General features: G+C 68.0%; 10 protein-coding genes. 6 read left to right on the top strand and 4 right to left on the bottom strand.

The window, feature by feature from the left end:
- Position 1 precedes the first annotated feature (1 nt).
- The 6 genes from asnB (at position 2) to AB0H36_RS12145 (ending at position 8,022) form a co-directional block, all read left to right on the top strand.
- Positions 2-1,828, top strand: coding sequence for an asparagine synthase (glutamine-hydrolyzing) (asnB, locus tag AB0H36_RS12170; protein ID WP_360520440.1), 1,827 nt, complete (start codon positions 2-4; stop codon positions 1,826-1,828).
- Between the two features lie 35 nt (positions 1,829-1,863).
- Entirely contained in the window at positions 1,864-2,118 is a 255-nt protein-coding gene (locus AB0H36_RS12165; protein ID WP_360520438.1) for a ferredoxin, read from the top strand.
- Between the two features lie 34 nt (positions 2,119-2,152).
- A complete protein-coding gene (locus AB0H36_RS12160) occupies positions 2,153-3,430 on the top strand; it encodes a hypothetical protein (RefSeq protein WP_360520435.1) in 1,278 nt (425 codons plus the stop codon).
- The gene (locus tag AB0H36_RS12155) at positions 3,427-4,902 is read left to right on the top strand and encodes a carotenoid oxygenase family protein (RefSeq protein ID WP_360520432.1); all 1,476 of its coding nucleotides are present in this window, start codon (positions 3,427-3,429) and stop codon (positions 4,900-4,902) included. Before AB0H36_RS12160 ends, AB0H36_RS12155 begins: the two co-directional genes overlap by 4 nt.
- Positions 4,903-5,121: 219 nt before the next feature.
- Complete coding sequence (locus tag AB0H36_RS12150) at positions 5,122-7,482, top strand: LuxR C-terminal-related transcriptional regulator (RefSeq protein ID WP_360520429.1); 2,361 nt, start codon at positions 5,122-5,124, stop codon at positions 7,480-7,482.
- Between the two features lie 12 nt (positions 7,483-7,494).
- On the top strand, positions 7,495-8,022 hold the full coding sequence (locus AB0H36_RS12145; RefSeq protein ID WP_360520426.1) for a hypothetical protein: 528 nt from the start codon (positions 7,495-7,497) through the stop codon (positions 8,020-8,022).
- 554 nt (positions 8,023-8,576) lie between these two features.
- Here the strand turns inward: AB0H36_RS12145 and AB0H36_RS12140 are convergent.
- The 4 genes from AB0H36_RS12140 to AB0H36_RS12125 form a co-directional block, all read right to left on the bottom strand.
- Positions 8,577-8,951, bottom strand: coding sequence for an Mth938-like domain-containing protein (locus tag AB0H36_RS12140; protein WP_360520423.1), 375 nt, complete (start codon positions 8,949-8,951; stop codon positions 8,577-8,579).
- A 799-nt stretch (positions 8,952-9,750) separates the two neighbouring features.
- A complete protein-coding gene (locus AB0H36_RS12135) occupies positions 9,751-10,329 on the bottom strand; it encodes a hypothetical protein (protein ID WP_360520420.1) in 579 nt (192 codons plus the stop codon).
- Positions 10,330-10,783: 454 nt separating this feature from the next.
- On the bottom strand, positions 10,784-12,004 hold the full coding sequence (locus AB0H36_RS12130; RefSeq protein WP_360520417.1) for a globin domain-containing protein: 1,221 nt from the start codon (positions 12,002-12,004) through the stop codon (positions 10,784-10,786).
- 33 nt (positions 12,005-12,037) lie between these two features.
- Complete coding sequence (locus AB0H36_RS12125) at positions 12,038-12,484, bottom strand: Rrf2 family transcriptional regulator (RefSeq protein ID WP_360520414.1); 447 nt, start codon at positions 12,482-12,484, stop codon at positions 12,038-12,040.
- Positions 12,485-12,551 lie beyond the last annotated feature (67 nt).

Here is a 12,551-nt window from a genome sequence, read left to right as displayed (position 1 = left end):
CATGTGCGGCATTACCGGATGGGTCGACTGGGAGCGGCGCCTCGCCGACGAGCCGGGCGTCCTGCAGGCCATGACGGACACGCTCGCCTGCCGTGGCCCGGATGCGCGGGGAACCTGGCTCGGCGAACACGCCGTGATCGGTCACCGTCGGCTGGCCGTCATCGACCTGGAGGGGGGAGCGCAGCCGATGCTCGCGTACCGGCAGCCGGGTGGCCGGCCGGTCGTCCTCACGTTCAGCGGCGAGGTGTACAACTTCGCCGAACTGCGGAGCGAGCTGCAGTCCCGAGGCCATCGCTTCACCACCAGGTCGGACACCGAGGTCGTGCTTCGGGCCTACCTCGAGTGGGACGCGGACTGCGTCGAGCGCCTGGACGGGATGTTCGCCTTCGCGGTCTTCGACGCCGAAGCCCAGCGGCTGCTGCTCGCCCGAGACCGGCTCGGCGTCAAGCCGCTCTACTACCACCACTATTCCGAAGGCATCGTCTTCGGTTCCGAGCCCAAGTCGCTGCTGGCGAGTCCGGTGTTCGATGCTGCGCTGGACGACCAGGGCGTGCTCGAGCTGTTCGCGATGTTCGGTACACATACACCGGGCAGCGGTGTGCTGCGCGACCTGCGCGAGCTGCGTCCCGGCACGTTGCTGGAGTTCGATCGAAACGGCGTCGAGACCCGCACCTACTGGAGTCTTGCCAGCGCGCCGCACACCGACGACCTCGACACCACGGTCGAGACTGTTCGCACGCTGCTCGCGGACGCCGTGACCCGCCAGCTCGTCTCCGACGTACCACTGTGTGCCCTCGTGTCCGGGGGCCTCGACTCCAGCCTCATCGGTGTGCTGGCCGGCCGCGCGACCGGAGCCGGATCGCTGTCCACCTTCGCGGTCGACTTCGCGGGCAGCGCCACCGACTTCCGGGCGGACGCGAACCGGCCCACCCTGGACGCGCCGTACGTCCGAACCCTGGTTGAGCACATCCGGTCGGACCACACCGACGTCGTGCTGGACGTACCCGACCTGCTCGGCACCTTCGAGCGCGCCACTCGCGCGCGCGACCTGCCCTGCCTCGGTGACCTCGACGGTTCCTTGTACCTGCTGTTCGACGCGATCGCGGGCCGCTCGACGGTGGCGCTGTCCGGTGAGTCCGCGGACGAGGTGTTCGGCGGCTACGCGTGGTTCCACGACGAGCAGGCAGTGGCCCGGAACGGGTTCCCCTGGAACCTCGACGACACCGGGTTCGCCAACGTCCTGGCGCCGGGGCTGAAGGAACGGTTGCGTCCGCAGGAGTACGCGGCGGACCGGTACGCCGAGGCGCTCGCGGAGGTGCCGCGGCTGGCCGGCGAGGACGGCTCCGATCGGCGGATGCGCGAGGTGTCGTATCTCGCGCTGACCCGTTTCCTTCCGGTGCTGCTCGACCGCAAGGACCGGATGAGCATGGCGGTCGGGCTGGAAGTCCGGGTGCCGTTCTGCGACACCCGGCTGGTGGAGTACCTCTGGAACGTGCCGTGGGCGTTCAAGGCGATCGACGGCACGCCGAAGGGCCTGCTCCGGCGGGTCGCCGCCGACCTGCTGCCGCGCGAACTCGTCGACCGGCCCAAGACGATGTACCCGACCGTGCCCGATCCGACGTACGACGCGGCCGTGCGCGCGGCGGCGAGGGCGCTGCTCGCCGGCGACTCGGCCATCGGGCCGCTGCTGGACGTCGAACGTGTCACCGCCCTGGTCGACGGCGACAGCCGGCGTCCGGCGTGGATGCAGCGGATGGCACTGGCCTACCTCACCCAGATCGAGCTGTGGCTGCGGCAGTACGAGGTCAAGCTCATGGTCTCGGTGTGAGTGATGGATCACCGGCGAGCAGGAGGGGAGGTCGCATGGCCAGGTGGAAGGTGACGGTCGACCCGGACGCGTGCACCGCAAGCGGGTTGTGCCTCGGCACGGCACCCGACCACTTCGAGTTCGGCTCGGACCGACGGTCGCGGCCGCGCGCAGCGCTGGTCGACGCGAGCGACCCGGACGACGATGCGGCGACGACGATCGCCGATGCAGCGGAGTGCTGCCCGATGGCGGCGATCACCATCGTCGACGCGGACTCCGGCCGGCAGCTCCTCCCTGAGCCGGCCGAGTGAGATGGAAGACCAGCAACCTGATCAGGAGGTTTTCGTGCGACCTGTTGTGATGCTCCTGGTGGGTACCCGGGGGATCCGGATCACCGACACCGTGCAGCACCTACGGCCGGTCGGCGATGTCGTCGTGGTCACCAGTACCGACATCCTGAACGCCCGGGCCGATCGGCTCGACGACGACCTACCGGCCACTGTCGCCGTCGCCGAACACAGCGACGGCCTGATCGACCATGCGGTGGCGCACGCGACCCAGTATCCGGTCGACGGCGTGCTGACCTTCTCCGACGACCTGGTCGAGGCGGCGGCCGTGGTTGCAGACCGGCTCGGCCTGCCGGGACAGCCGCCCGAGACCATGGCGGCCTTCCGCGACAAGTACGTCCAGCGCAGCACGCTGGCCGGCGCGGGCGTTCCGACGCCGCGCTTCTTTCGGCTCGCGAGCGCCGACGACGTACCGGCGGCCCTGGCCGAGGTCCCGTTGCCGGCGATCCTCAAACCGACCCGGGGGAGTGGTGGCGCCCTGGCGTCCATCATCACCGCGCCGGACCAGCTGGCTCGTCGAGTGGCGGAGGCGTTCGACGACGCGGCCCGGGCCGGTGGAGCAGTGGACCCGGGGACCGCGTTCATCGTGGAGGAAGTGCTGGTTGGCGACCCTGGAAGGGCGACACCCGGCTTCGCGCCGTACGTCAGCGTCGAGTCGGTCGCCGTCGACGGCGTGGTGACCCACTTGGCAGTCACTGACCGGTTCCCGACCGCGCCCCCGGTGCTGGAGACCGGCATGATGCTGCCGTCCGGACTTGGTGCCGACCAGGTCGCCGACGTGCTTGCGATGGCCGATCAGGCGCTCGGCGCGCTGGGCTTCTCGTGCGGCCTCGCTCATACCGAGCTGATGCTCACCGCCGACGGACCGCGCATCATCGAAGTGAACGGTCGCGCCGGCGGAGCGCTGCCGTACCTGTTCCCGATGGTGTCGGGCGTGAACCTGATCGCCCGGGCAGGTCAAGCGGCGCTGGGCATCGACAACGGCGACCTGCCTTCGTTCACCGGGCACGCGGTGTTCGTGAGTCCGCAGCATCCGGTCGGCGTTGAGATCGAGAAGGTCGAAGGCCTCGACGAGGTTGCCGCGCTACCGGCAGTCCGCGCGGTCATTCCGATCTCGGTCAGGCCAGGGCGCACAGACGCGTACCGAGACACCCTCATCGCCGCGATCCTCGCCACGGTGTCGACGCCGGACGCGGCCGTCGAGGTGTGGCGGGAGGCGATGGCTCTGGTACGACCGCAGTACGCCCCATCGACAGCTTCGGAAGTGACCGCATGAGTGGACGTGACGCCATGGGTGGGGCCGACGCACCGCCGCACACGCCGTACGCCATCGGATTTGCCGACCTCGACAATGAGGTCACCATCGATCAGTTGCCGGTGGAAGGCGACCTGCCCGAGTGGTTGTCCGGCACGCTGGTCCGCAACGGCCCGGCCCGCTACGCCGCCGGCAACGGACGGTCGCTGCGGCACTGGTTCGATGGCCAGGCGATGCTGCACCGCTTCGAGATCGCGGGTGGCGCCGTGTCGTACGCGAACCGGTTCGTCGACACGCCCAACTACCGATCGCTGCGCGACAAGGGCCGGATCGGATACACCGAGTTCGCGACCGATCCGTGCGGCAACCTGTTCAGCCGTTTCTTCACGCGGTTCTTCGGCGGGCCCGGTGTCAATCCGGCGGTCAACATCGTGGATTTCGATGAGTCCGCGGCGGCGGTGACAGAGACGCCGCTGGCGGTCGAGTTCGACCCCGCCACGCTCGCGACGCTGCGGGTCACCGACCAGCGCGACGGGCTTACGGGCGCTGTCACGACTGCGCATCCGCACGCTGACCCGACCACCGGCTCGCTGGTCAACTACCTCCTGAAGTTCGGCCGGCGCAGCAGCTACCAGGTGTACCGGCAAGACGCCGATCAGCGCGGTCGCCGGCTCATCGGCTCGGTCCCTGTCGAGCAGCCAGGCTATGTGCACAGCTTCGCGATTACCCAGCGATATGTGGTGCTGGTCATCTTCCCGCTGGTTGTCAATCCGCTGTCGCTGCTGCTGTCCGGCCGGCCGTTCATCGAGAACTACCGTTGGCGGCCGGAGCTCGGCACCCGCATCGTGGTGATCGACACAACTGACGGCAGCACCCGCGGGAGCTACCAGACCGAAGCCTGCTTCGCGTTCCATCACATCAATGCCTGGGACGACGGCGACGCGGTCGTCTTCGACCTCTGCAGCTACCCGGACGCGGGTGTTGTCGATGCGCTCTACCTCGACTCGCTGCGGGGCAACCGTGGCGTCCCGCTCGCCGTGCCGACCCGGTTCCGGGTCGAGCTCGCGAGCGGCACCGTGACCCGCGAGGCCTTGGCCGACGAACCGATGGAGCTGCCGAACATCGCCTACGCGCGCTGCAACGGCCGCCCGTACCGGTTCGCGTACGGCGTCGGCGCTCGTGACCGTAGCGGGCACAACTTCATCGATCAGTTGGTGAAGCTCGACACCACGACCGGCACCACCGAAAGCTGGCATCAGGACGGCTGCTACCCGGGTGAGCCGGTCTTCGTCGCGATGCCCACGGACGCCGCCGAAGACAGCGCCGCAGAGGATGCCGGTGTCGTACTGTCGGTCGTCCTCGACACGAACAGCGGACGGTCGTTCCTGCTGATCCTGGCCGCCGGAACCTTCGCCGAGCTTGGCCGTGCCCACGTTCCGCATGCGATACCCTTCGGATTTCACGGCAGGTACACCCGCACGTCGAAGCCGTGAAACGGCCTGGCGAGCTGAACCTGGCGTTTTCCCAGCATTCACAGACGCGATGCACACGAGCGTTGGTGACGGGCAGCGGCCGAGCCTAGTGTGAAGGCGCTTCAGCAGTTCCATCTGTTGTGCGAAATGGGAGGGACTTTGGCCGGGGGGCGTAGTACGACTGGTGAGGATCGGCAGGACGGGGACCGGCAGGTCCCAGGCTTGGGACGCTCGCCTGCCATGGAGACGGCGTCCGCGGCGCGCTGGGCGGCAGGCCTCCATTCGCCGACACTGCTCGTCGGTCGCGACAGCGAACGGGCCGCTCTGCAGCGGATCATCCTTGGCTCCGCCCGGCTCGTCACGCTGACGGGATCAGGCGGTACTGGGAAGACCCGGCTCGCGCTGGCCGTCGTCGGCGACGTACGGTCAGGATTCCGCGACGGCGTCTGGCCGGTGGAGTTGGCCCCGCTGTCCGAACCCACCCAGGTCGCCGGCGCTGTCGCGGCTGCGTGCCGTGCCGTCTCGGAGAGCGACACCCAGCCTGCGATCGATCTGCGCGACCGCCTGCGCGACCGCGAGTTGCTGCTGGTGCTCGACAACTGTGAGCATGTAGCCGACGGGGTGGCCGAGCTGCTGCGCTTCCTGCTACCGGACTGCCCTGGTCTGAAAGTGCTCGCGACCAGCCGGCAAGCGTTGCAGATCTACGGGGAGCGGTTGTATCCGGTCCGGCCGCTGTCCCTGGTCAGCTCGCTGCACGTGCCGCTGGCCGAGATCGCGGAGATCCCGTCCATCGCGTTGTTCGTCCAGCGGGCCCGTGCCGTCGTACCGGACTTCTCGCTCACAGCGGAGAACGTCGGCGACGTTGCCGAGATCTGCCGGCTGGTCGACGGACTGCCGCTCGCGATCGAGCTTGCCGCGACCAGGCTTGGGCTGTTCAGTCCCCGCGCGCTGCTTGCACGGTTGCGCGTCGGCATCGACATCCTGCGTCGAGGACTCGCCGACGTGCCGCCGCGCCAGCAGACGATGCGGGCGGCCATCCTGTGGAGCTACCAGCTGCTGACCGAGCCGGAACGCAAACTCCTCACCAGTCTCGGGGTCTTCGTCGACGGGTTCAGTGTCGCCGCCGCGATGGCGGTCGCGCGGCTGCCCCAGGACCGTGTCGAAAACCTGCTGGAATCCCTTCTGGACAAGGGGATGCTGGCAGCGTCGGTCGGCGTCGACGGTGAGCCCAGGTTTCAGCCACTGCATACGATCCAGGCGTTCTGCGTCGAACGGCTCCGTGACACCAGCGACGAAGAGGTCGTGCGTAGCAGGCACGCCGACTACTTCGCTGGATTGGTAGCCAAAGCGGAGAAGGATCTGGCCGGTGGGCGGCACGCGGCGTGCATGGCGCGGCTGGTGTGCGAACAGGCCAACCTGCGAGCCGCGTACCGGCACCTGAGGGCCCGCGGTGACGCGAACGGCGCGCTGGCCTTCGCCACCGGACTCTGGCGGTTCATGTTCGGACAGGGGCACCTGCGCGAAGGCCTTCGGCTATTGGAGGAAGCGCTGGGTGACGAGTGCGTCCGCACGCAGGACCGGCGGCACGCGGACGCGTTGCACGCCGCCGGAACGCTCGCGATGGCGGTTGGCGACTATGTGGCCGCGGAGGCCTACCAGCGTCGGGCCGTGGAGGCCTACCGCGCCCTCGGGGAGGTGCCTGGATTGGCCGCGGCGCTCAATCATCTCGGCAACCTGGCCCGGATCCGGGGCGATTTCGCAGCAGCCCGCAAGCTGTGCGGGAAGAGCCTTTCGCTGTGGCGGGAGGCCAAGGATCGGCGTGGTGCGGCGGTGGTCCTGATCGACATGGCGATGATCTCCCTGAGCCGCGGTGACGTGGCGGCGGCCGACGAGGCCGTGGGTTTCGCGTTGCCATTGGTGGAGGCGCACGGTGACGAGCGGAGCGCCCGAAGCGTTCGCGCGCTCGCGGGCCTGATCGCCTTCCGGCGCGGCGACCAGCAGGAGGCGGAACGTACCTGCCGGGCCGCCGCGGCCGGTGTCGTGGACATGGGTACGCACCCTGATACGCCGTTCGCGTTGGAGGCGCTGGCCTTGGTACTGGCCGGTCGCAAACAGCCAGACACCGATCTGGCTGCCGTGCGCTTGATCGCGGCAGCGAGCTCCGTGCGGGCGGAGACACACAGCTATGCATGCGCGGAGGTCCTCCCGTACGTCGATCGTGCGTTGCAGAACCTGCGTGGCCGGCTCGGCGATGTCGCGTTCGACAACGCCTGTATTGCCGGCAAGACTCTGCCGCTCGGCGCCTTGCTCGACGAGCGGGTGGGTGTGGTCGAAGCTCCGGCGCCTGCCAAGGAAGCGGGCGCCGGCGAGGCGGCCGACGCGGACCAGAGGATGGCCGATGCACTGCTCGAGGCCGCTCTCACGGCGCGGGAACGCGAAGTCGTCGTCCTGGTCGCCGAGGGGATGACCAACCGGCAGATCGCCAGCACCTTGAAGATCTCGGAGTGGACGGCAATCAACCACGTCCGGCACGCGATGCGGAAGCTGGGTGTGCCATCCCGGGTTCACGTCGCCCAGTGGGCCACCCGGCAGCAACTGTGAGAGCACATCGCTGTGCGCGCGACCCCCGAGGGAGCGCTGGTCGAGTTCGTTGACACCTACAGTAGGGAACGCACTATGTGGCATACCGTGTTCATCGTGCTGCACGCCGCCTCCGGAGTGGTTGCATTCGGCACCGGTTGCGCTGCAGTCCGGCGACAGCCTCTGTTTCCGTACTATTTCTGGTCGCTCGCGCTCCTGGACGTCTTCATAGTGATCTCGGTCGCGGTCGGGTGGCGCGACATGAGCACGACGTCCCAGGTGGTGTTCTCGGGGCTCATCGTGCTGGGCGGATACATGATGTGGCGCGGCATCCAGGCCTCGCGTACGCGCCCGGTGGACGGCGGCCCGCCGTCCGGTGCGTATCTCGAGCACCTCGGGTTCACGCTGATCGCGTTGTTCGAGGGTTTCGTCATCGTGGCGGCGATCGATCTGGGCGCGCCTGCGTGGCTGGTGGTCGTCCTCGCGGTCGGCGGCGTCGTCGGCGGCCACCTCACCATCAGAAACCTGAAGACCCGGCTGACTGTCCCCGAAGCTGTGTGACTGCTGCGTCCGCAGCCGCAACGCCAGCCGAGCTGAGGATTTCGTCCAGTGGAGACCGCCGACCGGTGACGACACCACGTTGGGCATCGTCGACGAGACGGCCATCAAGGTGGTCGATGGCACCGTCGAGGTCGTGTCAGAAGGGCATTGGAGGCACTTTCCCTCCTAGCTGCCGACGCCAACGCGCGTGCCTGAGACGCCCTCTCATGACGCAGACCGAGCCTCCTGGTCATCAACTGACGTGCCATGGTGGACCCCGTGTACAAGTACGACGGCCCGCCGATTCGGAATGTATACGAGCCCACCGGAGATGCGATCCGAGCCTGGGCGTACAGTGGCGCCCACTTCCCGGAGCAGGACTGGGACATCTTCATGGCCGAACCGCACTTACCCACGGATCGCGGCGGCGATCGACGAAGCGGAGCGTTCGACCGAGCCTTGGCTGACCACCTGGGCCCGCCGGTCGAGGCATGTCATCGAGAACCCCACACTCGCATCCTGGTCAGCGCCGGTCTGTGCTGTCGTAACGCACTCACCTGCCGCTCTGGGTTTACTCAACAGGTGGTGTGGATGAGCGCGCCCACCAGCTCACCCTGTCCGGCGAGGGCGTTGTAACGCTCCACGGCCGCCTTGGTCGGCAACACCTCCATCCGTGCGCCGACGTGCTCGGCTGTGCTGACTGCCCCGCGGGGCACCGATAGGCGTTCGTGCTGGCCTCGCCCGACCACGATGATCCTGGCGCCGTGGTCAAGCACTTCCTGAATGTCCGCCGGCTGCAGGCCGACGTCATGATCAGTGCCGGTCTCGGTCCAGTCCCAGTTGCGCCCACCTCCAGGCCACAGTTTGGCGTCCCGGAACACGCCGGCCTCAGTGGCGATCCGCCCCCACGACAAGGTGGTGATCTTCGGTGCCCGGCGCTGGTTCTGCATGCAATCGCTCATCGGATAACGTCATGAACAGCAGGACTCCCTTACACGCTAGCCGACGACCCTGGCGAACGGGACCGGCTGAACCGGCGCCCTGTCCAGCGGCACAGCCTGGATCGAGACGTGAGTGTGGCGTGTGGCACCCGGCCGTGGCGCCGTCCGCCGCTGCCGCGATCCGAGTTGGATCGGACGCTCGAGTTGGTTCGCACGGTCAAAGCTGCTCTCCGGCGTCGCCGGGCTGGAGCACGCGTCCTGTCGACGCAGCCCGTCTACCGCGGTGGGATGGCGAGCTCGCGGCCGCGGTAGAAGTGCTCTTCCTCGTGAACAAGGTAGGGAGCCATCGCCTGACGCCGGTGCGCTTCGGCCTCGGAGGCGCGCCACGCGTCGCACGATTCCTTTGAGTCCCAAAACGACACACCGACTACTTCTTGTTCGTCCTCGGACCAGTACGCGTATGCGCGTCGCATACCCTCCGGGTTCCGCTCCCGGCGCCACGCCCGCTCGAAGTCCGTCAACGTGCCGATGTGCTGCTGCCATGTGCATCGGGAGACGCAACCGTCGCGTGATCGGGTTCTTGCTGCTGGGCATGCTTGTTGTGTGGTTGGCGCTGGGGTCCAACCACTGCATCGTGTTCATGCTGTCACCGCTCGCCGCGCCTTGTCGTGCAATAGGCCTCGTGCGCGTCGAGAAGTACGCCGACCGGATCGCACTGGATCTCGGGTACGGCTTGGCGTCGGCGGGACGCGGTCACGAACCTGCGGCGACGCTCAGCTGTGCCCCTGGCAACTCTTCGTGTGCCGGGTCAACTGGTGAAGAGGTGCATGTCCTCGCAGAAGTCGCGGTTCTCGGTGTCATTCCGGCCGGTGCTTCCCTTCACGAGCGTTTCGTCCAGGATCACGTCGTCTTCTGGGTCAGTCGGCGTACCACTGTGATCGATGAGGAGTTCGACTCTGATCTGCCCGGAGTCCACGAACAGCAGCTTGCCGTCCGGTCCGTAGTTCTTGACGACTCCGGTGGACAAGGCAAGGACCGTCAGCGTCCCGTCACCGTTGTCGATCACCTTGAGGTCCTTGTTGATGATGGTGAGGACACTCGTGAACGACTTTCCGGTCGCCAGGTTCGTAAACGACAACGTGCCGTGGAGCGACTCCAGGAAGTAGACGAGCCCTTCCGGCCCCTGCGACTTGATCAGCAGCGATCCCCGGATGTCCGTGTCGATCCGCACTCTCAGGTCGCCGCAGAACGGATCGACCACCTCGCTGCTCACGTCCTGGAACCGTTCGTGCTCGATCGGTGCGGCCGCGGCCGACCCGCTCGAGATGACCAGGCTCGCTACCACCAGCCCGGCCGTCGATGCGATGGCGCACAACAATCTCTTCATGCTCGCCCCCTCGGGTGTCCGATGCGTGTGCCGCGAACTCCCGTCCCGCGCCCCAGCTGGTCCGCGGTTCACCCCTTACCGCCAGCCTCACACCGCCGTACGACGAAGTCCAGAGCTGCTCAGCAGACGTGATCGCAGTCAGCAAGGCGCGCCGCAGCATGTGAAGGGCCGGCCCACCAGCGCAACCATGAAACGCGACACCGTCTCCCACCGCCGTCGGCGCACAACCGTCACGCGGAGCGCGCAACAGCGACGGAGTCGAGCGGTGCGACGGCCGGCGCAGTGATCAGCGGCGGCGGGGTGCCGTAGCCATCTTCACGACCGACAACGAGGTCGGTACGGCGGCGGCCTGGCCCGCCGGACTCTTCTTCGCCGTGGTCGCGCTGACCGGCCAGGTCCCACGGGTCAGGCTCGGCGACAACGAGGTCGACCCGCGGTCAGGTCCTTGACGCGGTCAGACGCCGGCGAGCCACTTGTCCGGGCCGAAGACCTCGTAGCGAATGTTGGCTTCAGGCAACTGGCGGACGATCAGGCTGCGGTGCACCGACTCCATGAAGGGCAGTGGTCCGCAGAGGTAGACCTGCGCGTCGGCGGGGATGTCCACGGCGTCGAGGTCGACGAGACCGGCGAGGAGGTTGTCGCGTGCCGGTCGCACGCCGAGGTCCTCGTACCACCGGTGCAGGGTTGCGGCGGGCAGCCGGTCGACCAGTTCCTTGAGCTCTTGGCGATGGGCATGCCGGGCTGGGGCGCGATCGGCGTGCAGGACCATGACGTCGCGCGCCGAGGCGGTGTGGGTCAGGTAGTGCAGCATGCCGATGATCGGGGTCGACCCGATGCCGGCCGAGATCAGCACCAGCGGCGCGTCGGAGTCGTCGAGGACCAGGTCACCGAACGGTGGCGAGACGGTGAGCTCGTCGCCTTCGAAGACGTTGCGATGCAGGAAGTTGGACACCTCGCCCTCGGGAATCGGCGAGCCGTCGTCGGCCTGGGCGGCGGCAATGGCCTTGACGCTGATCGCCCACTCGTCGGTCCGGTGTGCCCGGGTCAGGCTGTACTGGCGAATCTGGCGGGCGCCGTCGGGCAGGGTGCAGGCCACCGAGATGTACTGACCCGGTCGCGCCGCCGGAAGCGGAGCCCCGTCCGGCGAGGCGAGCACGAACGACACCGTGTCCGGCGACTCCTGGACCCGCGCTCGCACGACGACCGTGCGCCACACCTTCGCGGGCTCGACACCGGCTTGGGCGTACAACTGCTTCTCGCGCGCGATGAGGTCGTTGGCCATCTGCCAGTACACCTCGTCCCAGGCAGCCCCGATCTCAGGAGTGACCGCGTCCCCGAGCACCTCGACGATGGCCTCGAACAGGTGCTTGTGCACGATCGCGTACTGGTCCGCGGAGATGCCCAAGGACGCGTGCTTGTGCGCGATCCGGGCGAGCAGGTCCTTGGGGGCGGGGGCGTTGTCGTCGACCAGGAGGCTGGCGTACGCCGCGATCGCACCGGCCAGCGCACGTTGCTGGTCACCCTGGGCCTGATTGCCGCGATTGAACAGGTCTCGTTCGAGCTCCGGGTGCGCGCCGAACATCCGTCGGTAGAAGATCGGCGTGATCCGGTCGATCGCGGCGCCGATGACCGGCAGCGTGGCCTTGACCACCTCGGTCGACTGGGCTGACAACATGGATTTCCTCCACAGGCTGGTTGGACGGGTGGGCTAGCCGGCGGTACGGACCGGGAGCGAGTGCAGGACGTCCGCGGTCGGCGACCAGGTGAGGTCGGTCACCGTGAACGGATCGAGCTCCCTGAAGAACGCTTCCTGCGCGTCCCGCAGTACCTTCCGCAAGCGGCAGGCCGAGCGCAGCGGACAGGGATTCGCTCCCTCGCACTCGATGACCTCCGCCGTGCCCTCGAGCTCACGAACGAGCCGGCCGATCGACCTCGTTCGGCCGTGCTCGGTGATGCGCAGCCCACCAAGGCGTCCGCGACGGGTCTCGACGACGCCCAGAGTCTGCAGGCGCGCCACGACCTTCGCGGCGTGCGTGTACTTGACCGCCATCTGATCCGCCACCCACTGCGTGGTCGGTGCCGAGCCATCGGCGGCCGGCACCGCGAGCCGCATCAGGATGCGAAGCCCGAGGTCGGTGAATCGGGTGAGCTGCACAGCCACGACCCTATGTATTTGACATCTCAGGTACCAAATTGAGCGCCGGTGGTGCTTCTCACCCGAA

This window comes from Kribbella sp. NPDC050820 (assembly GCF_040653975.1).
In the GTDB taxonomy this organism is placed as follows: Bacteria; Actinomycetota; Actinomycetes; order Propionibacteriales; family Kribbellaceae; genus Kribbella.
This window is presented reverse-complemented; position numbering and strand designations above follow the sequence as displayed.